Source organism: Micromonospora alfalfae, from assembly GCF_022230925.1.
GTDB classification, from domain to species: Bacteria; Actinomycetota; Actinomycetes; order Mycobacteriales; family Micromonosporaceae; genus Micromonospora; species Micromonospora alfalfae.
Genome location: NZ_JAKKFH010000063.1, coordinates 78,142 through 100,466 on the forward strand (window position 1 = coordinate 78,142; position 22,325 = coordinate 100,466).

At 71.2% G+C, this 22,325-nt stretch carries 22 protein-coding genes and 3 tRNA genes; 12 read left to right on the forward strand and 13 right to left on the reverse strand.

The annotated features are described in order from the left end of the window. Positions 1-46 precede the first annotated feature (46 nt). On the forward strand, positions 47-826 hold the full coding sequence (locus MED01_RS34925; RefSeq protein WP_238672772.1) for a class I SAM-dependent methyltransferase: 780 nt from the start codon (positions 47-49) through the stop codon (positions 824-826). Between the two features lie 51 nt (positions 827-877). On the opposite strand, the gene MED01_RS34930 is transcribed toward MED01_RS34925, so the two are convergent. Further along, a complete protein-coding gene (locus MED01_RS34930) occupies positions 878-1,165 on the reverse strand; it encodes a hypothetical protein (RefSeq protein ID WP_091396025.1) in 288 nt (95 codons plus the stop codon). A gap of 177 nt (positions 1,166-1,342) precedes the next feature. Here MED01_RS34930 and MED01_RS34935 point away from each other — a divergent pair, with 177 nt between their 5' ends. Both MED01_RS34935 and MED01_RS34940 read left to right on the forward strand, forming a co-directional pair. After that, positions 1,343-2,200 (forward strand): 3-hydroxyacyl-CoA dehydrogenase family protein, encoded by an 858-nt coding sequence (locus MED01_RS34935; RefSeq protein WP_238672773.1) that lies wholly within the window; start codon positions 1,343-1,345, stop codon positions 2,198-2,200. Positions 2,201-2,252: 52 nt separating this feature from the next. Then, positions 2,253-2,996 (forward strand): enoyl-CoA hydratase/isomerase family protein, encoded by a 744-nt coding sequence (locus tag MED01_RS34940; RefSeq protein WP_091396017.1) that lies wholly within the window; start codon positions 2,253-2,255, stop codon positions 2,994-2,996. Between the two features lie 67 nt (positions 2,997-3,063). Here MED01_RS34940 and MED01_RS34945 read toward each other — a convergent pair whose 3' ends face one another. Further along, the gene (locus tag MED01_RS34945; RefSeq protein WP_238672774.1) at positions 3,064-4,410 is read right to left on the reverse strand and encodes an ABC transporter substrate-binding protein; all 1,347 of its coding nucleotides are present in this window, start codon (positions 4,408-4,410) and stop codon (positions 3,064-3,066) included. A gap of 156 nt (positions 4,411-4,566) precedes the next feature. Here MED01_RS34945 and MED01_RS34950 point away from each other — a divergent pair, with 156 nt between their 5' ends. Then, on the forward strand, positions 4,567-4,956 hold the full coding sequence (locus tag MED01_RS34950) for a hypothetical protein (protein ID WP_238672775.1): 390 nt from the start codon (positions 4,567-4,569) through the stop codon (positions 4,954-4,956). A gap of 57 nt (positions 4,957-5,013) precedes the next feature. Here the strand turns inward: MED01_RS34950 and MED01_RS34955 are convergent, their stop codons facing one another. Continuing rightward, a complete protein-coding gene (locus MED01_RS34955) occupies positions 5,014-5,454 on the reverse strand; it encodes a hypothetical protein (protein ID WP_238672776.1) in 441 nt (146 codons plus the stop codon). Between the two features lie 129 nt (positions 5,455-5,583). Here MED01_RS34955 and MED01_RS34960 point away from each other — a divergent pair, with 129 nt between their 5' ends. Further along, positions 5,584-6,288: a DUF2786 domain-containing protein gene (locus MED01_RS34960; protein ID WP_238672777.1), complete on the forward strand. Its 705-nt coding sequence runs from the start codon at positions 5,584-5,586 to the stop codon at positions 6,286-6,288. A 12-nt stretch (positions 6,289-6,300) separates the two neighbouring features. Here MED01_RS34960 and MED01_RS34965 read toward each other — a convergent pair whose 3' ends face one another. Next, the gene (locus MED01_RS34965) at positions 6,301-6,828 is read right to left on the reverse strand and encodes an SRPBCC family protein (protein ID WP_238672778.1); all 528 of its coding nucleotides are present in this window, start codon (positions 6,826-6,828) and stop codon (positions 6,301-6,303) included. A 46-nt stretch (positions 6,829-6,874) separates the two neighbouring features. Between MED01_RS34965 and MED01_RS34970 the strand changes: the two genes are divergently transcribed. Next, positions 6,875-8,200: a hypothetical protein gene (locus tag MED01_RS34970; protein WP_238672779.1), complete on the forward strand. Its 1,326-nt coding sequence runs from the start codon at positions 6,875-6,877 to the stop codon at positions 8,198-8,200. A gap of 497 nt (positions 8,201-8,697) precedes the next feature. Here the strand turns inward: MED01_RS34970 and MED01_RS34975 are convergent. From MED01_RS34975 to MED01_RS35010, 8 genes are all read right to left on the reverse strand, one after another. Further along, a tRNA-Phe gene (locus tag MED01_RS34975) sits at positions 8,698-8,771 on the reverse strand. 99 nt (positions 8,772-8,870) lie between these two features. Further along, positions 8,871-8,944: transfer RNA gene (locus MED01_RS34980), tRNA-Asp, on the reverse strand. 56 nt (positions 8,945-9,000) lie between these two features. Then, positions 9,001-9,073, reverse strand: a tRNA-Glu gene (locus tag MED01_RS34985). Positions 9,074-9,227: 154 nt separating this feature from the next. Continuing rightward, positions 9,228-10,010: a polysaccharide deacetylase family protein gene (locus tag MED01_RS34990; RefSeq protein ID WP_238672780.1), complete on the reverse strand. Its 783-nt coding sequence runs from the start codon at positions 10,008-10,010 to the stop codon at positions 9,228-9,230. 76 nt (positions 10,011-10,086) lie between these two features. After that, positions 10,087-11,031 carry a MerR family transcriptional regulator gene (locus MED01_RS34995; protein ID WP_238672884.1) on the reverse strand — a complete coding sequence of 315 codons (945 nt, stop codon included), beginning with the start codon at positions 11,029-11,031 and terminating at the stop codon, positions 10,087-10,089. After that, positions 11,021-11,641: an isopentenyl-diphosphate Delta-isomerase gene (idi, locus tag MED01_RS35000; RefSeq protein ID WP_238672781.1), complete on the reverse strand. Its 621-nt coding sequence runs from the start codon at positions 11,639-11,641 to the stop codon at positions 11,021-11,023. The genes MED01_RS34995 and idi overlap by 11 nt, the downstream gene beginning before the upstream one ends. Then, on the reverse strand, positions 11,638-13,119 hold the full coding sequence (gene crtI / locus MED01_RS35005) for a phytoene desaturase family protein (RefSeq protein WP_238672782.1): 1,482 nt from the start codon (positions 13,117-13,119) through the stop codon (positions 11,638-11,640). The genes idi and crtI overlap by 4 nt, the downstream gene beginning before the upstream one ends. A gap of 28 nt (positions 13,120-13,147) precedes the next feature. Next, positions 13,148-14,290, reverse strand: coding sequence for a polyprenyl synthetase family protein (locus tag MED01_RS35010; protein ID WP_238672783.1), 1,143 nt, complete (start codon positions 14,288-14,290; stop codon positions 13,148-13,150). A gap of 65 nt (positions 14,291-14,355) precedes the next feature. Here MED01_RS35010 and MED01_RS35015 point away from each other — a divergent pair, with 65 nt between their 5' ends. Both MED01_RS35015 and MED01_RS35020 read left to right on the forward strand, forming a co-directional pair. Beyond that, a complete protein-coding gene (locus tag MED01_RS35015; protein WP_238672784.1) occupies positions 14,356-15,279 on the forward strand; it encodes a phytoene/squalene synthase family protein in 924 nt (307 codons plus the stop codon). Continuing rightward, entirely contained in the window at positions 15,276-16,601 is a 1,326-nt protein-coding gene (locus tag MED01_RS35020) for a cryptochrome/photolyase family protein (RefSeq protein WP_238672785.1), read from the forward strand. The genes MED01_RS35015 and MED01_RS35020 overlap by 4 nt, the downstream gene beginning before the upstream one ends. Here the strand turns inward: MED01_RS35020 and MED01_RS35025 are convergent, their stop codons facing one another. Continuing rightward, positions 16,602-17,678 carry a serine hydrolase domain-containing protein gene (locus MED01_RS35025; protein ID WP_238672786.1) on the reverse strand — a complete coding sequence of 359 codons (1,077 nt, stop codon included), beginning with the start codon at positions 17,676-17,678 and terminating at the stop codon, positions 16,602-16,604. Positions 17,679-17,758: 80 nt separating this feature from the next. On the opposite strand from MED01_RS35025, the gene MED01_RS35030 reads away from it, so the two are divergent. The 4 genes from MED01_RS35030 (at position 17,759) to MED01_RS35045 (ending at position 22,245) form a co-directional block, all read left to right on the forward strand. Next, on the forward strand, positions 17,759-19,246 hold the full coding sequence (locus tag MED01_RS35030; protein ID WP_238672787.1) for a dihydrolipoyl dehydrogenase family protein: 1,488 nt from the start codon (positions 17,759-17,761) through the stop codon (positions 19,244-19,246). A gap of 98 nt (positions 19,247-19,344) precedes the next feature. After that, a complete protein-coding gene (locus MED01_RS35035; protein WP_238672788.1) occupies positions 19,345-19,548 on the forward strand; it encodes a hypothetical protein in 204 nt (67 codons plus the stop codon). Beyond that, positions 19,529-20,533, forward strand: a complete 1,005-nt coding sequence (locus MED01_RS35040; protein ID WP_238672789.1) for a LacI family DNA-binding transcriptional regulator — start codon at positions 19,529-19,531, stop codon at positions 20,531-20,533. The genes MED01_RS35035 and MED01_RS35040 overlap by 20 nt, the downstream gene beginning before the upstream one ends. Before the next feature lie 332 nt (positions 20,534-20,865). Beyond that, complete coding sequence (locus MED01_RS35045) at positions 20,866-22,245, forward strand: ABC transporter substrate-binding protein (RefSeq protein WP_238672790.1); 1,380 nt, start codon at positions 20,866-20,868, stop codon at positions 22,243-22,245. Positions 22,246-22,325 lie beyond the last annotated feature (80 nt).

Consider the following 22,325-nt stretch of genomic DNA (forward strand, 5'->3'; position numbering starts at 1 on the left):
GATACGGCCGGCGCGGGCCACTGAGTGGCCGGATAGCGTGAACGTCGTGACTGTTGAGCCTCTAATCGGTGACGTGGTCGGCGAACTACTGCGGGACACGCTCGCCGTGGCCACCGGGGTGGGCCCCCGACCCCTGGTCGGTGGTCGACTGCCCCGACCGGTCATCGAGATCATCGAACGGGACGACGGTCTGATCAACGGCGCCCCGTCCGCGCACTACCTGGACGGGCCGGCCGAGTGGCAGCCGTACGACCACCGCGCGGTGGACCGGGCGCACGGCGAGACGCTGGACATTGGCACCGGAGCCGGCCGGATCGCGCTGCGGCTCCAGGAGCGCGGCGTACCGGTCACCGGGCTGGACACCTCAGCGGGCGCGCTGGAGGTGAGCAGGCGTCGCGGTGTCCGGCGGCTGGTGCACGGCACCGTCGACACGCACGTCGCCGACGGGTCGCGGTACGACACGTTCCTGCTGCTCGGCAACAACCTCGGGCTGTTCGAGGGGCGGGAGCGCGCTCCCGAGTTCCTGGCCGCGCTCGCCGCGCTGGCCCGACCGGGGGCGCAGATCATCGCGCAGGGCACCGACCCGTACGGCACCCGCGATCCGCTGCACACCGGCTACCACGAGCGCAACCGTCGGCGCGGCCGACTCGGTGGCCAGCTGCGGCTGCGGCTGCGCTACCGCGAGTTGAGCACCGACTGGTTCGACTACCTGGTCTGCTCGGCGGACGAGTTCGCCAGCCTGGTGCACGGCACCGGTTGGCGGCTCACCGATGTGGACGACAGCGACGCCCCCTACTACCTGGCCACCCTGCGCCTCGTCGACTGAGCGGGACGGCCCCGCTCTCCGCCCGGCGGAGAGCGGAGCCGTCCGTACGTCTCAGACCTGGACGGTCGGGGGGAGCTGCTCGGGCGGAAGGCCGCCGTCGCCGTCGACCACCTCGTCCGGTTGGCCGTCCTCGTCGATGTCGACCATGGTGATGTCCACCTTGCCGTCACCGTCGGTGTCGAACTGGAACAGGTCCGCCTTGCCGTCGCCGTCGGTGTCCACCACCCACACGTCGGTCTTGCCGTCGTTGTTGGTGTCGGCGCGCAGCAGTTCGACCCGCTCGTCGCCTCGGGTCTCCACGATCTCCCCGTCGGTGACGCTCTCCGGTGCCTGGCTCATGTCGATGCGGTCCTTCCCTCGGTTGACTGGCCGTCATTACCCGATCCGGCGCTCCCCCACGCATGGGCCGGGCCGCCGCGCTGTCTACTGTCGCACCATGAGCGAGCGGAGCGGGCGGGACACCCGGGCCGGCGTAGCGGGGACCCCGCGCGTCGGCGGGCGGGACAGGGAGGCGTGATGAGCGATCGTTTCGTGGTCGTCGGTGCCGGCACGATGGGGCTTGGCATCGCGTACGTGGCGGCCGGCGCCGGGCACGCCGTCGAGTTGGTCGAGATGGACCCCGAGCGGGGTGCGGCCGCGCTGAACCGGCTCGCCGAGCTGTGGGAGCGGGCGGTGCAGCGCGGAAAGCTGAGCGCCGACCAGGCCGCCACGAACCGGCAGCGGGTGACGCTGCGCCCGACCCTCGCCGAGGTAGCTCCCACCCCCGAGGTGATCGTGGAGGCGGTGCCGGAGCGCCTCGACCTCAAGCGGGCGGTGCTGCGTGACGCCGCTGCCCTGCGACCGGCTCTGCTGGGCAGCAACACCTCAAGCATCGCCATCGGTGATCTGGCCGCCGGGCTGGACGCGCCCGAGCGCTTCCTCGGCCTGCACTTCTTCAACCCGGTCTGGGCGATGGCGCTGCTGGAAATCGTGGTCGGCCCGGCCACCGCCGAGGAGACCACCGCCGCTGCCGTCGCGCTCGCCGGCCGGCTCGGCAAGGACCCCGTCGTCGTACGCGACATGCCCGGCTTCGCCACCTCCCGGCTCGGGGTCACCCTCGGGCTGGAGGCGATCCGGATGGTCGCCGACGAGGTGGCCAGCCCGGCGGACATCGACAAGGCCATGGTGCTCGGCTACCGGCACCCGATCGGGCCGCTGGAACTCACCGACCTGGTCGGCCTCGACGTGCGGCTGGACATCGCCCGCACCCTCCAGGCCGCGTACGGGGACCGTTTCGCGCCACCCCCGCTGCTGGTGGAGATGGTGACCGCGGGGCGGCTGGGTAAGAAGTCCGGGCAGGGCTTCTACCGCTGGAGCGGCGGGGTCAAGCAGTGAGCGCCAGGAGTGAGCTTGCGGGCCCCGCGGTCGCGAACGGAAGGCGGGCCCAGTGAGCGGGTTACGGATCGAGGAGCGGCCGGACCGGCTGGTGGTCACCCTCGACCGGCCGGAGAAGCGCAACGCCATCGACGCCGACCTGATCGCCGAGCTGCACCAGGTCTGCGCCGAGTTGGAGGCGCGCCCGCGCCTGCTGCTGCTCACCGGTGGGGCGGCGGGCATCTTCGCCGGTGGCGCCGACATCGGCCAGCTCCGCGAACGGGGTCGCACTGACGCCCTCGCCGCGATCAACTCGGCCGCGTTCGCCCGCATCCGGGCACTGCCGATGCCGACAGTGGCGGCCGTCGACGGCCCGGCGTTGGGCGGTGGCGCGGAGCTGGCGTACGCGTGCGACCTTCGGGTGTGCACTGCGCGGGCGGTCTTCGGGCAACCGGAGGTGCGGTTGGGCATCCTGGCTGGCGCCGGCGCGACCCACCGGCTGCCCGCGTTGATCGGCGAGGGCCGGGCCAAGGAGCTGCTCTTCACCGGCCGGCGGGTGGACGCCGCGGAGGCACTGCGGATCGGCCTGGTCAACCGGGTGGTGGACGAGCCCGGCGAGCTGCTGACGGTGGCGCACGCGTTGCTGGACGAGATCGCCCTGGGCTCACCGTTGGCGGTGCGACTGACCAAGCTGGCGGTGGACGCGCCGGCCGCCGCGCACCCGCATCTCGACCTGGTCAGCCAGGCGGTGCTCTTCGAGGACGACGAGAAGCACCGCCGGATGACCGAGTTTCTGGAGCGTCGCCGGCCGCGCTGAACCCGCGTACCAGAAACGGCCGCACCGGCGGGAAGCCGGTGCGGCCGTCGTGGGTTTCGGGTACCGCCTACTGCCGGATCTGCACCCCGGCGTCGGCCAGGCCACGGATCACCTGGGCGGACTCACCGAAACCGATGATCAGTACGGCGTCCGCGCCGAATTCCTTGATCTGCTTCGCGCCGCCGCTGAAGTCGACCGGAGCGGCCTTCGCGTCGGCCGGCGGCTCGTACGTCAACAGCTTGAGCCGGTCGTTGGCGATACCGGCCTTCTCCAGCTCGTCGCGGACGGTGCCCTGCAGGCCCTCACCGTAGGAGTCCTTACGGGCGACGATGACGATCTTCTGCGACCCGTCGCGGAGGATCACGTCGGCCAACGCCCGGCCCTGGAGGCTGTCCGGCGGGGCGGTACGGAAGTAGAGGCCCTGGTCGTCGACGTCGGTCAGGCTGCTGTCGGTGTTGGACGGGGAGAAGAGGATCTTCCCGGCCTGCACCACGTCCGGCAGCACCGCCCGGGAGATGCCCGAACCGCCGGCACCGATGATCACGCTGACGCCGTCCGCCACGTGCTTGGCAACCGTCGCCTTGGCCACCGCCGGGTTGGTGCCGTCGTCGCCGTCGAGCCACGTCACCGGCTTGCCCAGTGCGCCGCCAGCGGCGTTGATCTCCTTGATCGCCAGCGCGGCGCCGGCGGCCATCGGCGGGTAGGCGATCGAGAGGTCACCGGTCTTCGGCAGCAGGCCGCCCAGGATCAGCGGCTCCTGGTCGGCGGAGGCGCCACCCGGGCGCTGCTTCTTCGGCTTCGGCGGCGTCTTGGTGCTCGCCGCCGACTCGATGCCCGCGCCGACGAACTCGGTCTTGCCGTCGTTGATCTGCTGCCCGTCGAAGGTCAGCGTGGCATAGCTCGCGGTGGCCGGCTCACCCTTGTCGGTGAAGCCCGCCCGGGTCAACGACACGCCGCGGTACTCGATGTCCTGCCCGTTGCGGGCCAACGCGAGACAACTGGCCGGGTCCTCGCAGCGCTGCCCGTCGTTGGTCACGGCGACGATCTGCTTGGTGATGGCGGCCGGGTCGGTGCTCCCGGCCAACTGGGCGGCGAGCACGGCGATCACCACCGCGTCGTACGTCTCGGCCGAGTACACGTAGTCCGTCAGCGCCGGATTGACGGCCCGTAGCCGGCCCTTGAAGTCGTCTGGCAGCGGTACGAGGGGCGTGGTGCCCTTCATCCCGTCGACGAGACTCGCCCGTTCCTTCAACTCCGCAGGATAGGAGTTGAGCATGTTGCCGTCCGTGCCGTAGAGGCGCACCTGTTGAGCGCTGGCCTCTTCGGGCTTGTCATCCCCGCAAGCGCTTGTGGCGAGCAGGATCGTCGCGCAGGCAGCCAGTGTGGCTACCCGCGAGCGGCGTGATACGAACATGGTCGTCCTTCCTCCGGCGAAGGTCCGCTGCGCACATTAGCGTGCCGAGGCCGGCGGCGGGACCGTGGAGGTGGCGTAATGCGCAGGTAGCTCGCGTTGAACACGGACAGTGACGGTCGCGGGGGGCGCTTGACCACCCGTCCTACTGTGCGCTGCGTGACGGACCTACCACAGCAGACGTTCGATGACGCGGCCGCCGTGCTCCGTTCGGCGCTCACCGGGGATGGAGACGCGGTGGTGGGAGCGTTCGACGCGGTCGTCGACCGGGACGGCCTGGACGGCGCGTACGACGTCGCCTGGTGCCTGGCGGCGACCATGCTCGGCGACGCGCCGGCGGCCAGCGGGGCGGCGCTCGACTTTCCGGGCATCGATCAGGCCGGGTACGACACCCGCTGGGTGGCCCGCTTCGTCAGCGCGTACGCGAACCGGGACGAGCCGACCGGGGAGGCGCTGTTCGGCGCTGCGGCCGCCGACGGTCTGCTCCCCGACTGCCTGCTCACACTCGCCGGCTCGACGATCGCCACCCTGCGCAGCCGCGCCGGGTGAACCGCCGCCGGGTCGCGGCGTCCGTCGGGGGGCGGACGCCGCGACGGTGCGGGTCGGTCAGAACGCGTGGTACGCGATCAGCGGTTCGTACTCGTACCGCAGGTTCTCGAAGCGGACCCGGAAGTTGACGCCGTCCCGGACGTTGGTCGCCACAGTGATCCAGCCCGAGTTGGCCGGCAGGTAGGTCCAGTAGTTGCAGGCGCTCGTCTTGTCAACGAAGATCACGCACGCGTCGGTGGCGTACACGCTCGCATTGCGCACGTTGATGTCGCGACAGCGTGTCGTGGTGCGGTACTGGCCGGCCGAGCCGCCGTAGCGGCCGGTCTCGAAGTACGACCGGACCGCCCCGCCGTAACAGGTGGCGAGCGGGGCGAACACGTTCGGCCCGGAGCTGACCGGCGTGGTCGGTGTCGTCGGCTCCGCCTGCGCGGGCGTGCCGACGGAGAGCAGCGCGGTGGCCGTGGCGACGGCGAGCAGACGAGCGGTCGGGGATGGCATCCGTTCGTTCCTCCAAACAGTTGGTTGACCGTCCGTATCGGACTGATCATCTGGCCGTGACGATGATACGTATCGATCGATTGCCGCGCGGCCCCGATGATGTCCGGCCCGTGTGGTAGCTCTGTAGGCATGTCCGAGGCCATGCTCAGCAAGGTGCGCAAGCTGCTGGCCCAGGCCGAGGACCCGGCCTGCACGCCGGCCGAGGCCGCCGCGTTCACCGCCAAGGCGACCGAGCTGATCGCCCGCTACGGCGTCGACAGGGCCCTGCTCGCCGCCCGGGACCCGACCACCGACCCGGTCGGCGACCGAGTGCTGGACGTCGTCGCCCCGTACGCCCGCGACAAGGTGGGCCTGCTCGCCGCGGTGGCCGAGCCGCTGCGCTGCCGCTGCGTACGCCGTCGGCGAGGCAACGGCTTCGCCCTGCACCTCTTCGGCTTCTCCAGTGACCTGGAACGGGTCGACCTGCTCTTCACCTCGCTGCTCGTGCAGGCGGCCCACGGCCTGGCCGCCACCGAGGTGCCAGCGGACGACCACCCCGCCGCCTTCCGCCGCTCCTGGCTGGCCGGCTTCGCGGAGGTCGTCGGAGGGCGACTCTGGGCGGCGGAGTCGGCGGCGGCCAGCGAGTCGGGCACACAGTCGATGGCGCTGGTGCTGGCCGACCGGTCCGACCGGGTGCAGCGCCGGCTCACCGAGGAGTACCCACGGCTGCGTACCGCACCGCCACGTCGGTTGGGCGGCACCGGCTTCGGTTCAGGGGCGGAGGCCGGCCAACGCGCGAACCTTGGTGGTCGGGACCTCGGCGGCGCCGCAGCCGGTCGGCGGCTCGGCCGGTGACCCGGTAGGTCGTCAGGCCGCCGTGCTGGGGCGGTGACGCGACACAGTGGCGACGTACCGGGTGAGCAGCTCGTGCCAGCCGGCCGTGAGCGCCTTGCGGTAACCCTCGGCAGCTTCGCCGTGCCGGTCGAAGTGCCGGTGCTCCAGCTCGACCCGGGTGTGTTCCGGCCCCTCGGCATGGAACAGCACCTCGACCTCGCTCGCGCGGGCCGGGTCCGGCACGGGCGCCCGGTCGGGGCCGATCTGCCACACGAAGACCAGCCGGCGAGGCGGATCCCAGGTGAGCACCCGGCCCCAGTCGGCGCGGAAACCGTACGGGCCGATCTCGTAGAGCATGCCGCCGGCCCGAGGCTCCATGCCCAGCTCGGCCAGCGCGTCCGGGCCGGACCAGGTGTATTCGGTGACCCACCAGTCGGTCAGCTCGTCGGTGAAGACCGCGAACGCGTGCTCGGCGGAGCCCGGGACGAGCAGGCTGCACCGGAGAGAGAACTGGCCGACGTCCTGCCGGATGTCGGCCGGATCAGTCAATTCCTGTCCCATAGGCCCGGACCATACCGGCTGATGCCTCGGTGTGCAGCTTCGCGCGGTGCCCGGTTCCAGACAGAGGGTCGTCGAGCCGTCACTGACGGGATGGCCCGCCGGAAAGCGGGTAACCGCGCCCAACGGCCCGGACGACCCGGCCGGTGTGCAGGTGGGGCGGGAGAGCATGAGCGAGAGCGGGCAGCAGCGGGAACCGGACCGGAACGTCGACAGCGGGAACCCGGACGTCCTGCTCGACATTCCGAAGGTCTCCGTCGACTCCATCCGACTGGCGGTCGACGGTCTGGAGGCCGATCTGTCGCTGCGGGCCCGGGTGGCCAACCTGCTCCAGGTCGACGCCGGCGTACGGGTGCACCTCAACAGCGGCGAGTTGAACATCGACGGGGTGAACGCCGAGGCGCAACTACGGGTGCGGCTGGAGCAGCTGACCAGAATCCTGGGCCGAGCCCTCGACACGCTCGACCACAACCCGCACATCATCGAGGCGCTCGCGCGCACGGCCGTCGACGACGTGAACCGCAGCGCCCAACAGGTGGCCGCGGGCGCAGCGGAGATCAAGGCGTCGAGTCGACGCTCGGACGCCGTACGCGACGAGCCGGGCCAGCAGGTCGGCGCGGCCAGCCCGGTGGCCGACCGCCACCGACTGGGATCCGACCGACCGGGTCCAGCTCGGCCATTGGGTGCTGGCCCGGGTCCGGATCGCCCGGGTCTCAATCAGTCCGGCCCAGGTCGTCCGGGTTCTGATCGGCCGGATGCGGGTCGACCCGGGGCGGGTCCGGTTGGCTCGGGACCCGGTGCCGGCGGACCTGGGCCGCGAGCTGGCGGCCCGGGGCTCACCGACCAGGCGCATCCGCAGGGCCAGCATCCGGAGGGCCAGCATCCGGAGGTGCGGCGGCCCGAGGGCCCGCATGCGCAGGGTCAGCAGCCTGAGGGGCGGCGGCCTGAGGGTCAGCAGCCGCAGGGTCAGCAGCCAGATGGACGGCAGCCGGAAGGCGGCGCGCCAGGTGGCGACCGCCCGGAAGGCCGGCGGCACGAGGGGGCGCGTCACCCCGCTGGAGAGCGGCCCGAAGGCGCGGGTGACGGAGAGCACCCGGCGGCGGGCCGGGACCAGCGGCGCCCCGAGGGATCGGCGGGGCCGACCGCCGGGCAGACCGGCAACAAGTCCGGCCAGTCGGCTGCGTCCGGTCCAAGCCCAAGCCCGTCCGGAGGTGGCGACGGTGGTCTTCCGGGTGCGGCGCAGGCTGCCGCGCAGAGCGCCGCCCAGTTCGCCGAGCAGGCGGGGGAGACGCTGCGAGAGGCCGGACGCAGCGTGTGGGAGGCGATCCAGGGCAGCGTGGCCCAGCATCGCCCGCAGGGTCGCCGCGACCAGTGACGCCGCGCGGTCGTGCGTCACGCCCGCAGGGTCGCCGTGACCACTGACGCCGCGCGGTTGTGCGTCACGCCCGCAGGGTCGCCGTGACCACTGACGCCGCGCGGTAGTGCGTCACGCCCACCGCCTGGTGCGTCACGTCCTGGCCCACCGCCCCGACGCGGCGGCTCCCCCGGGCATGATCGACTCGGTTTCCTTGAATACGCGGTGTTGCGCCCGCTGGGACACCGCGACTTCAAGAAAGTCGTGTTGATCACGCAGGCCGGCGGGGGTTCATCACGCGGGCCGACGGGGGTTCATCACGCGGGCCGGCGGGGGTTGGTCACGCGGGCTGGCGGGGGTTGATCACGCAGGCCGGCGGGAGGTGTCGGCGATAGCCCAGGAAGTCGCCCACGCGGAGGGTGGTGGGTGTGGCAGTCACTGGAAGCGACCCGCCAAAAGCAAGATCCCCACCTGCGTTTCCGCTGGCGGGGACCTCTGTAGCCCGGCGAAAGGCTATGTGGCCAGGGGCGGGGTCGAACCGCCGACCTTCCGATTTTCAGTCGGACGCTCGTACCAACTGAGCTACCTGGCCGTGTCGCTCGGCTCATGTTACCCGCCAACCGGACGAACCGGCGGCAAGGCGACCTGCTCCGATACGCAGAACGCCGCGCGGGGCGCGGCGTCAGCGCTGCGGTCCTGACGGGACTTGAACCCGCGACCTCCGCCTTGACAGGGCGGCGAGCACTCCAACTGCTCCACAGGACCTAGCTTGTGTTGCCCGGCTTGCGCCGGTCTTGCCTTGCTCCGGCTTGCGCCGGTCGTGCCCCCAACGGGATTCGAACCCGTGCTACCGCCTTGAAAGGGCGGCGTCCTGGGCCGCTAGACGATGAGGGCGGCCCCGCCATCATTGCACATTCGCAACTTCAAGCGGACTTGCTCCCATCCGGCCCCGCCGGAGGCTTGGAAAGCATACGTGATGCTCCGTCGGTCGACAAAATCGGTATGGGCAAGGGCTTCGGGCGGGTCATAACAGCAGGTCAGAGCGGTTCTATCGGAGTGGGGTGATGCCGAAGCGGTGCTTCAGGTCGGCGATCAACTTCGGGCATGCGGCGAGTGTCGCGGCCCGATTACCGCCCCCGTCGTGCAGAAGAACTATCGCACCGGGCCGGGTGGCGGAGTGGACACGCTTGCCGATCGTGGCCGCGGTCGGCTTGTCCCAGTCCTGCGGGTCGACCGACCAGTGCAGCGGACGCATGCCGAGGTCCTTGGCCACCCCGACCACCTCCGACGTCCACCGGCCGCCGGGCTGCCGGTAGAACGACACCTTCGCGCCGGGAGCGGCCTTCTGGATGGCCTTGTTGGTGCGGTCCAGGTCGGCCCGGATCTCGCCGACAGGTCGACGGGCAAGTTCGAGGTCGTGTCGCCAGCTGTGGTTGCAGAGCTGGTGTCCCTCCCGGACGATCCGCCGGACCAGCTCCGGGTGGCGCTGCACCTCGCGGCCGACGACGCAGAAGGTCGCCGTCACCTTGGCGGCCTTCAGTTGGTCGAGCACCTTGGGTGTCCAGGCCGGGCTGGGCCCGTCGTCGAACGTCAGGGCCACCGGACGTACGCCGGTGTTGCGTCCCAGGCCGGTGGGGAGCTTGGCTGGCAGCGGCCGCAGTGGCGGCTTGGCCGGCTTGGTGACGCTGGGGCGTGGTTTCGGGGTGGGCGGCGTGGTTGATTCCACCGGCCGTGGGGCGCCGACGGGTGCGATGGTGCGCTTCGGCTGGGCACAGCCGGAAAGGAGCAGCGCCACGGCGAGGACGGACGCCAGGATGGCGCGGGCTTGCATCTGCTCGCTCCCGGAGGGGTCGGGGTAGGCGGACCCGCCCGACGGTAGTTCACGACGCGGTCCGGCGACAGTGCGATCAGTCACGCCTCGACTGGTCCAGGGAGTCGCGGACAGCGGCGGAGAGCGAGACCGCCTCGGCCAGGTCGACCGGCCGCACCACTCCGGCGGGCAGCGTGTCGGCTCGCCAGCCGGGGCCGGCGGCGAGCACCAGCAACGGGCGTCGGGGAGCGGCGAGCAGCGCGCTGAGTTGGGTCGGATCGGCAGTGGCCCGAGTGTGCGACCAGAGCACCACGGCGGCCGGGCCGGTCCGGTTGACCGCCTCGACGAGGGCGGCCACCGGCACCCGGGCGCCGAGCATCCGGTAACTGACACCGGCCTCCGCGAGAGCCGCCGCCAACGCCTCCAGCGGCAGGGTGTGCTGTTCCTCGTCGGCGCAGGAGAGCAGGATCCGGGCCGGCCCGGTGGGGACGTTGGCCCGGCTGGCCGCCGCGAGCGCCTCCGAGACGCAGCGGGACACCAGGTGTTCCACCTCGATCAGGCCGGCGGTGGCGGCGTGCCGTTCGCCGATGCCGACGAGCACCGGGCGCAGCAGGCCCTCCCAGGTGGCGACGACCCCGCTGGCGGCAAGGGTGTGCGCGATGGTCTCGCTGATCGCCGCCGCGTCCAGTCGCATGGCCGCCCGGGCCAGGCCGCGGGCCGCCGGACCGGCGCGGCCGACCGGGATGGAGCTGCCGCCGTCACGGCCGGTGGGGTGGATCCGGGCGGGAGCGACGGTGCCGTTTGGCGTCGGGTCCGGTGCCTGGCGGGCCCACTGGGCCGCCTCGGCGGGGCTCACCCCCTCGGCGGTGAGTCGTCGCATGATCTCGAGACGGGCCAGATCGGTGGGTGTGTACCGGCGGTGGTGACCGGGGGTGTGTTCGCTGGGCCCGAGCCCGTAGCGCTGGTGCCAGGTGCGGAGGGTCGTCACCGCGACCCCCAACCGACGTGCGACAGCGCCCGCGCTCAGCGCCTCATCGACCACCCGACCGCTCCGCCGTGTCATCCGCCGACGATCCGGGTGGCGTCATGGCCGGGCCGGTTGCGCCCGACCGGGACTCCGCGGGGCGGAGCAGCCGGCTCACCACCCCGCCCAGCCAGGGCGCGTACGACCGGGGGTCGCGCTTCAACTCGACCTCCAGTGCGGCGGGGTCGGCCCACCGCAGCTCGGCCACCTCGTCCGGGTCGGGCAGTAGCGGAGCGTTGGGCAGGAACTCGCCTCGCAGTACGTGGTCGTACTCGAACTCGACCCGACCGGTCGCCGGGTCCTCGGCGTAGTAGACGTAGATGCCGACCTCGGTCAGCTCGACCGGGCCCGCGCCCAACTCCTCGCTCAGCCGTCGGTTGGCCGCCTCGGCGAGCGACTCGCCAGGCTGGGGATGGCCGCAGCAGGAGTTGGCCCAGCGCAGCGGGAACCGGGTCTTCACGCCGGCTCGGCGCTGGAGCAGCACCTGGCCGTCCGGGTCCACTAGCAACACCGAGAAGGCCCGGTGCAACTGCCCCGGTGGTTGGTGCGCTGCCGCGACTGTCGTCTCGCCGTGGGCCTTGCCGGTCTCGTCGACGAGTTCGACGAGGTGCTTCTCACGACCGCTCATCGGCCCTCTCCGGTGATCCGGCCGGCGGCGAGCTTGCCGGAGATGAGCACCATCGGTACGCCGACGCCGGGTTGGGTCCCGGAGCCGACGAAGACCACGTTCGACAGGTCGCGGTGCAGGTTGGACGGGCGGAACGGGCCGGTCTGGAAGAGGGTGTGCGCGGCGGCGAACGGGGTGCCGGCGGCCATCCCCTGCTCCTCCCACTCGGCGGGGGTGATCGCCCGGAGCACCTCGACCCCGTCGCCGAAGCCGACGTAGCCGCGCCCCTCCAGGGTGCCGATCAGCTGGTCGGTGTAGCGCTGGGTCAGGTCGCCGCGCCACTCGAACGGCGCCCGGTGCAGGTTGGGTACCGGGGCGAGCACGTAGTAGGTGTGTCGGTCCGGAGGTGCGACCGCGGGGTCGGTCCGGCTCGGGTTGGTCACCAGCAGCGACGGATCGGTCATCAGCTCACCCCGTCGGATGACCTCATCGAAGGTGCCCTTCCACGCGCGCCCGAAATGGATGTTGTGATGGGCGATCTTCGCATAGGCCTGTCGGGAGCCGACGTGCAGAACGACGCAGGACGGCGAGTAGGTGAGCCGGCGCTGCGGCGCGGCGGGGAGCAGGTCCCGGTAGGCGACAGGCAGGTCGGGGTTGAGCACCACCACGTCCGCCGGGACCAGGTCGCCGTCGGCGGTGAGCACGCCGGTGGCGCGGCCGTTCACTGTCTCCACCCGGGTGACGGTGGTGTCGTACCGGATCTGCACGCCGTGCTTCTCGGCCGCGCCGGCCATCGCCCTGGAGACCGCGTGGATGCCGCCGCGTGGGAAGTAGACCCCGGCCACCGAGTCGAGGTACGCGATGACCGCGTAGATGGCCAGCGCGTCGTGCGGCGCGAGGCCGGCGTACATCGCCTGGAAGGAGAAGATCCGCTGGGTACGCGGATCCCGGAAGAACTGGTTGATCTTCGTCTGGAGTCGCCGGAAGGCCCCGCCACTGAGCAGCTTGAGCAGGTTGCCGGTGATCAGGTCGCTCGGCGCGTCCAGGTTGCGCTCGATGAAGTCGGTGCGCTCCAGCCGCCACAGCTCCCGCGCGTACTCGACGAACCGCAGGTAGCCGTCGGCCTCCCGGGGCCCGCAGACCCGGGAGATCTCGGCAGCCATCCGGGTGGTGTCGGTGAGCACGTCGAGAGTCGAGCCGTCCGGGTAGTACGCCCGGTAGGCGGGGTCGAGCGGGGTCAGGTCCAGCCAGTCGTGCAGCTCCTCGCCGACAGCGCCGAGCGCCTCGGCGATCAGGTCGGGCATGGTGAGCACCGTCGGGCCGGTGTCGAACTCGTAGCCGTCCACGCCGAGGCGTCCGGCCCGCCCGCCGGGCACCGGCTCGCGCTCCAGCACTGTCACCTGTCGACCGCTGCCGGCCAGGTGCAGCGCGCAGGCGAGCCCGCCCAGCCCGGCCCCGACGACCACCACCCGGTCCGTCCGTCCTGTCACAGTCCGCACGTGACCACCTCCTCGCTCAGTTCGCTCATCAGGCCCGCCGGTTGGCAGCGGCGGTGGCCAGCCCGGTCAACGCGGTCCGCGCCGTCTGGTCCACGGGTGCGGCGTCGAGCGCGGCCAGCGCGTCGCTGACCCGCTCGGCGATCATCTGCTCCACCCGGGTCACCGCGCCGGTCTCGGCGACCAGCTCGGCGAGCGTGTCGACCGGTCCGTCGGCGGCCCGCTGCAACGCCGTGAGCTGTGCCGGTGTGGCCAGCTCACGGGCCAGCATCAGCAGCGTGGTCGGTTTGCCGGTGCGGAGGTCGTCCCCGGCCGGCTTGCCGGTGGCGACCGGGTCGCCGTAGACGCCGAGCAGGTCGTCGCGGAGCTGGAACGCTTCGCCGACAGCCAGGCCATAGCGGGTGTACGCGGAGACCAGCGGGTCGTCGGCGGGCACCCCGGCCAGGCAGGCACCGAAGAGCAGTGGTCGCTGGACGGTGTAGCTGGCGGTCTTGTAGCGGGCCACCCGTAGCGCCCGGTCGACCGACCAGTTGCCCGGGTCGTTCTCGCCGAGCACGTCCAGATACTGCCCGGCGACCGTCTCGACCCGCATCTGGTCGTAGCAGCGGCGCACCTCGAAGAGTCGCGTCGACGGCACCGAGGCATGGGCCAGCAACTGGTCGGCCCAGACCATGCAGAGGTCGCCGATGAGCACGGCGACTGCTTCACCGAACCGGCCGGGATCACCTCGGTGGCCGGCGGCGACGTGCTGTTCGGCGAGCGCGACGTGCGCGGTGGGCCGGCCGCGGCGGGTGGTGGACGCGTCCATCACGTCGTCGTGCACCAGCGCGAAGGTATGCAGCAACTCCAGCGCGGCCAGCGCGGGCAGCACGGGTGGCAGCGCCGCGGTGCCACCGACGGCCCCACGCCATCCCCAGTAGGCGAACGTGGAGCGGATCCGCTTGCCGCCGGTGAGGACGGCCTCCCGCGCGGTGGCGGCGAAGCGGCCCATCGACGCGTCGATGTCGTTGAGGTTGTCGACCTCGGAGGTGAGGAAGGTGTCCAGCGTCTCGTCGACCGCCGTGACCAGATCGTGGGTATAAGCAGCCAGAACGGCGCGGACCGGATCGTCCCCGTCCCCTGGCCCTGTCGGCGCCACGCGGGTCACGTTGCCCGCAACTGCGTCGTTGGCCATGCGGCTGAGCGTACCCTAGGCTACGGGTTGCGTCGATTGGTGCGTCGATAAATGGAGGAGGGCCGGTGGAAACTGATCTCACCGCTGCCTATGACCGGTGCCGTGAGCTGCACAAACGCCACGGCCGCACCTACTATCTCGCCACCCGCCTGCTCCCCGCTTGGAAACGACGACATGTGCACGCCCTCTACGGGTTCACGCGGTACGCGGACGAGATCGTCGACCGCACCGAGGACCTGCCGCCGGCCGAGCGGGCCGCCCTGCTGGACCGCTGGGCCAGCCAGTTCGTGGCCGGTCTGCACGGTGCGCCGGTAGACGACCCACTGTTGCCGGCCGTGCTGCACACGATCGCCGTCTTCGATCTCGACCGGGACGACTTTGCGTCGTTTCTGAAGAGCATGGCGATGGACCTGACCGTCACCGCGTACCCAACCTACGACCACCTGCTCGACTACATGGAGGGCTCGGCGGCGGTCATCGGCACCATGATGCTGCCGATCCTGGGCAGCTCCGACCCGGTGGCGGCCCGGGAACCGGCCCGACAGCTCGGCTTCGCCTTCCAGCTCACCAACTTCATCCGGGACGTCGCCGAGGACCTCGACCGGGGCCGCACCTACCTGCCCGACGAGGACATGGCGAAGTTCGGGGTCACCCGCGAGGAGTTGGCCGAGGCCCGCGCCCGGGGCCGCGTCACCCCCCGGATCCGCGAGCTGATCGAGTACGAGGTGACCCGAGCCCAGGCGCACTACGCCGCCGCCGCACCGGGCATCACCATGCTGGCGCCCGCCTCACAGGCCTGCATGCGCACCGCGTACGCCCTCTACGGCGGCATCCTCGACGAGGTGGCCGCGCAGGACTACGACGTCTTCGTCCGGCGGGCCCTGGTGCCGCAGCGCCGACGGATGGCGGTGGCCGCGCGGGCCCTGCTCAGCTCGACCGGTACGCCGGTAGTCATTCCCGGGCCGACGATCCAGCCGGAGAACCGGTGACCGCGAGCACGGCGATCGTGCTCCTCACCCGCGACCTGCGGGTGCACGACCACCCGGCGCTGGCCACCACCTCTGCGGCCTTCGACCAGGTGGTCCCGCTGTACGTGCTCGACCCGGCGCTGGCCGACCTCTCCGCCAACCGCACCCGCTTCCTGCACCAGGCCCTTGCCGACCTGCGCGACCAACTTCGTGAGCGTGGTGGCGACCTGGTGGTCCGGCACGGCGACCCGGTGGCCGAGACGATCCGGCTGGCCGACGAGGTCGGGGCCACCGCCGTCGCGCTCTCGGCCGACGTCAGCCACTACGCCGTCCGCCGGGAGCGGCGACTACGCGCCGAGTGTGAGCGGCACCGGCTGCACCTGCGACTGTTTCCCGGGTTGACGGTGGTCGAGCCGGGCGCGTTGCGGCCCGGTGGCGGCGGGGACCACTACCGGGTTTTCAGCCCGTACCACAGGGCCTGGGCGGCCAACCGGTGGCGCGAGGAGCTGGCCGCGCCGCGCCGGATCGCACTGCCCGATCGGGTGCGCGTGGGCCGGCTGCCGGCGCTGCCGACCGGAGACTCGCCCGACGCGGCCATCGGTGGTGAGCGGATCGCCGGGCAGCGGCTCACCGACTGGCTGCCCGACCTGACCCGGTACGGCGATCAGCACGACGACATGGCCGGCGACGACACGTCCCGGCTCAGCCCGTACCTGCGCTTCGGCTGTGTGTCTCCGCTGGCGGTGGCGAACCGTGCCGGCGACCGGTCCGGCCCGTTCGTCAGGCAGCTCTGCTGGCGGGACTTCTACTACCAGGTCACCGCCGCCTTCCCGAAGATCTCAACTGCGGCGTACCGGCGGGGTGCCACCGAGCAGTGGCGCTACGACGACGACGCGTTGGCGGCCTGGGCCGAGGGACGCACCGGGATGCCGATCGTCGACGCCGGGATGCGGCAGATGCTGGCACAGGGCTGGATGCACAACCGGGCCCGGCTGATCACCGCCGGCTACCTGACCAAGCACCTCGGGCAGGACTGGCGGTCCGGGGTTGGGGTGTTCTTCCGCTGGCTGCTCGACGGGGACGTGGCGAACAACTCCGGCAACTGGCAGTGGGTCGCCGGCACCGGCAACGACACGAAGCCCTACCGGGGGTTCAACCCGGTCCGGCAGGCCGAACGGTACGACCCGGACGGCGACTACGTGCGCCGGTGGGTGCCGGAGCTGGCGACGGTGCAGGGCAGGGCCATCCACCAACCGTGGCGGCTGCCCGAGGCCCTGCGTCAGACGCTCGACTACCCACCGCCCCTCTCGGTACCCGGCACCGACCCCGTCTGGCTGCGCTGATCAGAGCACCGAGTGCAACGCCTCGACCAGCTCGTCCACCCGGTCGTGCTCGGCGAGGTGCGCGGTGGCGTACGCGAAGGTGTAGCCGCGCTCGGGGTCGGCCCACGCGCTGCTGCCGCCGATGCCGCCCATGCCCCAACTGCCGTCCGGCTCCCGCTGCATACCCAACGTCCAGCGGGCGTCGCGATCCAACACCAGGTCCGGCCCGTCGTACTGGACCCCTGTCGCCTCCGCCACCAGGTCGGGGCTGAACAGCCGGACCCCGTCCAGGACACCACCGGCCAGCAGGCCGGCGTAGAGCCGGGCCAGGCTGGGCGCGGTGGCGTGCAGGTTGACGGCCGGCATCTCGGCCCCCCGCCACAGCGGACTGTTCAGCACGGCCACGTCCAGCCCGCCGGCCGGGTTGCCCAGCGCTCGCGCCCGCAGTGACCCCGGCTCGCCGAGCTTCCGGGTCGGCCATCCCGGGTCGCCGTACCGCAGGTCCGCGCAGCGCAACTGGTCCGACTCGGTCAACCCGAACCCGAGGTCGAGCTGCCAGCGGTCGGCGACCTCCTCGGCCAGGAACCGGCCCACCGACCGTCCGTCGACGCGGCGGACCACCTCGCCCACCAGATGGCCGTACGTCCAGGCGTGTTCCCCGGCGACCGAGCCCGGCGACCACTCGGGGTCGGCGGCGGCCAGGTCGCCGGTGAGCAGCGCCCAGTCGGCGATCGCGGCGGCCGGTCGCGGCACCGGAAAGGCCGGCAGCCCGGCGGTGTGCGACAACACCTGACGCACCGTGGCGGGAGTGCGGAACTCCGGCCAGTACCGGTCCACCGGCGCGTCGAGATCGACAGCTCCCCGGTCGACGAGCAGCAACAGGCAGAGCGCTGCCACCGGCTTGCCGACCGAGTAGACGTTCACCAGCGTGTCCGGCAGCCACGGCTCGCCGCCCGACCCGTGGCCGCGGCGGGAGCCGCCGGTCAGGTCCACGACGGGCTGCCCGTCGTACCAGACGGTCAGGGCGGCACCGGTTTCCCGGCCGGAGGTGAGCATGTCGTGGAAGCAGTCCCGGACCGGAGCGAAGCGTGCGTGCATCCGGCCACGGTAGGCGTCCGGGCCGGTGCGCGTGCCGACTTTTCCGCCGACCCCGGTGGTTGGGGTGGTGTCGCTGGGGGATGCTGTTCGGTGTGGCGGAGCCGGAGTTGGTGGACGTGGTGGTGGTCGGGCTCGGGGTCGGCGGCGAGGAGGTGGCTGAGCGGCTTGCCGAGGCCGGCCTGAGCGTCGTCGGCGTCGAACGGGATCTCGTCGGCGGGGAGTGCCCGTACTGGGGCTGCATCCCGAGCAAGATGATGATCAGAGCGGCCAACGCGCTCGCCGAGGCTCGCCGGGTCGACGGGCTCGCCGGGACGGCGCAGGTCCAACCCGACTGGGCGCCGGTGGCGAAGCGGATCCGCGAGGAAGCCACCGACACCTGGGACGACACGGTCGCGGCGGAGCGGTTCGTCGGCAAGGGTGGCCGGCTCGTGCGGGGCAGCGGCCGGCTCGACGGTCCGCGCCGGGTCCGCGTCGGCGACCAGATGTTCGAGGCCCGACACGGGGTGGTGCTGGGCACCGGCACCCGACCGTCGGTGCCGCCGATCGACGGCCTGGCCGACACGCCGTACTGGACCAACCACCAGGCGATCGAGGTCGAGGAGCTGCCGCAGTCGCTGCTCGTGCTGGGTGGCGGCGCGATCGGCCTGGAGTTGGCGCAGGTCTTCGCCCGCTTCGGGGTCCGGGTCACGGTGGTCGAGGCGCTCGACCGGGTGCTGGCCATCGAGGAACCCGAGGCGTCCGAGGTCGCCGCCGCGGCGCTGCGCGCCGACGGCGTGGAGATCCACACCGGGGTACGCGCGGAACGGGTCGAACACGACGGGACCAGGTTCACACTGCACGGTGGCGGCGGCGCGGAGTTCACCGCCGACCGGCTGCTGGTGGTGACCGGGCGCAAGGCCCACCTGGCCGAGCTGGGCCTGGACACGATCGGCCTGGACGCCAGCCAGCGTTACCTCCCGGTCGACGACCGTCTGCACGTCACCGACCACGTCTGGGCGGTCGGCGACATCACCGGCGAGGGTGCCTTCACGCACATCGCCATGTACCAGGCGGGGATCGTGATCGCCGACATCCTGGCCCGCGCCCGGCAGGCGAACGCGGGGGCGGACGCCAGCGGCACCTCCAGCGTGGTCGGCGGAGCGATGGGCGCGTCCAGCTCGCTGGCCGCCAGCGGATCGAGCGGCTCAGCCGGCACTATCCCGCGAGCCGACTACCGCGCGCTGCCCCGGGTGACCTTCACCGATCCCGAGATCGGCGCGGTCGGGCTCACCGAACAGCAGGCCCGCGAACGCGGCATCAACGTGCAGGTGGGTTTCACCAAGCTCGGCAGCTCGACCCGCGGCTGGATCCACCGGGTCGGCGACGACGGGTTCATCAAGCTCGTGGCGGACGCCGACCAGGGCGTGCTGATCGGCGCCACCTCGGTCGGCCCGGCCGGCGGTGAGGTGCTGTCCGCGCTGGTGGTGGCGGTGCACGCGGCGGTTCCGTTGAGTCAGCTCCGGCACATGATCTACGCGTACCCGACCTTCCACCGGGCCATCGAGTCCGCGTTGCACGACCTGTCCTGACCCCAGCCCGCCCCCAAGACCCCTGGCAATGCCGTGCGCCCTGCGACGCCCCGCGCGCTGCGGCTGGGCATGATCCACTCGCGTTTCAGGAAGTCGGGGTGTCCGGGGCATTGGAACCCCGCGATTTCACTGAAACCGAGTCGATCATGGCCGCCTGCGTTGTGGTGTGGCAGGTGGCGGAGGTCGGAATGGTCGGCGGTGGGAAGAATGCGGCAGCCGGCCAGCAAACGACGGGCAGATTGCTGTTCATTTCTTTCATTCAGGTGACGTACGATTGCGACCGTGACCAAGCGGTTGACTGAAGTTGCCAAGAAGGCGGGCGTCAGCGAGGCCACCGTCAGCCGGGTGCTCAACGGCCGCGACGGGGTCTCCGAGGCGACGCGCACCGCCGTGCTCACGGCGCTGGACGTGCTCGGTTACGAGCGGCCGACAAAGCTGCGCGGCGAACGCGCCCGGCTGGTCGGGCTGGTGCTGCCCGAGTTGCAGAACCCGATCTTCCCGGCGCTGGCCGAGGTGGTCACCGGCACTCTCGCTCAGCGCGGCTACACCCCGGCGCTCTGTGCCCGGACCATCGGCGGGGTCTCCGAAATGGACTATGTGGAGATGCTCCTCGACCACCAGGTCTCCGGGGTGATCTTCGCCGGTGGCTCGTACGCGCTCGCCGACGCCCGACACGACCACTACCGTCGACTGACCGAGCGGGGGCTTCCGGTCGTGCTGGTCAACGCCGGTGTGGACGAGCTGGGATTCCCCCGGGTCTCCACTGACGACGCGGTGGCGGTCGAGCAGGCGTACGGGCACCTGCGCTCGCTCGGGCACGAACGGATCGGCATGGTGCTCGGCCCGGAGGGGCACGTGCCGTCGCGGCGCAAGCTCGACGCGATGGTCCAGGCTGCCGGCTGGGACGAGGGCGACGCCGAGTGCGTCGAGCGTTCCAGCTTCTCGATGGAGGGGGCGCGGGTCGCCGCCACGAAGTTGGTCGAGCGGGGCGTGACAGGCATCATCTGCGCCAGCGACGTGCTCGCGTTGGGCACGATCCGGGCGGCCCGACGGTTGGGGCGGTCAGTGCCGGCCGACGTGTCGGTGGTGGGTTTCGACGACTCCGCCTTCATGACGTGCACCGATCCGCCGTTGACCACTGTGCGGCAGCCGATCGAGACGATGGGGCAGGCCGCGGTGGATCTGCTGGTCACCCAGATCGAGGGTGCCGGCGTCCTTCAGGACGAGCTGCTGTTCGAGCCGGAGTTGGTGGTGCGGGGCTCCACCGCACCCGCCCCCGGCCGCTAGGCACCACACCGAACGACGCTTCGGCCGTCGACCGCCTCTCGCGGTCGGCGGCCGTTTTCGTCGTTGCTGGACCCGGTCGCCATCGACAGAGCCGAATGATCGGCCATAAGGGATCAATAGTGGCAAACAGGGCCGCTTTCAGAACCTTGCCAACATCTATCGTCATCACGTCGTGTCCTTTCGCCACAGGGTCGATACCTTGCCGAAATGAGTCGGCCTCGCTACAGTGACTCCACTCACACCTGGCTCCGACGCAGCTACTGGGCGTCAGGTCGTATCACCGCAGATCAGCGAAGGTCATTGGAGACACCCGTTCCCGAAGGGATGGACAGATGTCCGTACCGCAATACCGAAAGGCTGCGGCGGTTGCGCTCGTGGCCGGCCTGGGGCTCAGCCTCACGGCGTGCTCCACGAAGAGTGACGACAAGGGCTCGAACGCAGCTGGCAAGGTCACCATCACTGTCGACTGCCAGCCGGTCGGCGCCCAGAAAGAGCTGTTGAAGAACTGGAACGACGACGTCGCCGAGTTCCAGAAGCAGAACCCGGACATCACCATCAAGAGCGTCAGCGTCGGCGAGCAGTGCAACAACCCGCCGGACTTCACCGCCCGCCTCGCCGGTGGCACCGTTACCGACGTCTTCTACGGGTACATGACCGATCTCCAGCAGGTGCTCGACTCCGGTCAGGCGATGGACATCAGCCAGCACGTCAACAAGGACGCGATCCCGACCTGGGAGAGCGTCGACCCGGCGCTCAAGGAGGTCTTCACCGACGGAGGCAAGCTCTACGCCGTTCCGGTGAAGAACTACTCGATGGGCCTGGTCTACAACAAGGTGCTGTTCCAGCAGGCCGGGCTGGACGTGAACAACCCGCCGAAGACCTGGGCCGACGTTCGGACCGCCGCCAAGAAGATCTCCGCGCTCGGCAACGGCATCGCCGGCTACTCGGAGTACAGCGCCGGAAACACCGGCGGCTGGCACTTCACCTCCCTGCTCTACTCGCAGGGTGGCCGGGTGCTCACCGAGGACGGCAAGAAGGCCGACTTCAACAACCCAATGGGCAAGCAGGTCCTGCAGAACCTCAAGGACATGCGGTACGGCGACAACAGCATGGGCGCCCGTCAGCTGCTCCAGTGGGGTGACCTGCTGACGAACGCCGGCGCGGGCAAGGTCGGCATGTTCATCGGCGCGCCGGACGCCACCCAGGCGATCGTCAGCCAGTTCCAGGGCAAGTTCCAGGACTGGGCGATGGCTCCGCTGCCCGGCCAGGACGGCGCGGCGAAGGGCACGCTCGGTGGTGGCGAGGGCTACTTCTTCAAGAAGGACCTCACCCCCGAGCAGGTCAAGGCCGGCCTGAAGTGGATCGCGTACCAGAAACTCACCCCGGGTAAGGGCCAGTTCGACTACGTCCGGGCCAAGCCGCAGAACTACCCGGTCGGTCTGCCCCAGCCGCTGCTCTTCGCCAACGGCAGTGACGCGCAGAAGCAGGAGTTGGAGCTGCGCAAGGCGAACGCGAACGTCGACACTACGAACTTCGCGCTCTTCGAGGCGACCCCGGTCCCGATCAAGGGTGAGCCGCGCAACGCCCAGGCGGTCTACGCGGTGCTCGACGCGGCGATGTCGGGTGTGCTGACCAACCCGAACTCGAACATCGACGCGCTGCTCAAGACCGCCGAGGAGAAGGTCAACCAGCTCCTCGCCGCCGAGAGCTGACCGATCGTGTGGGGGTCGGGACGCCGACCCGACCCCCACGCCACCTGCACCACATCTCGACGTCACCGACTCACCCAGGA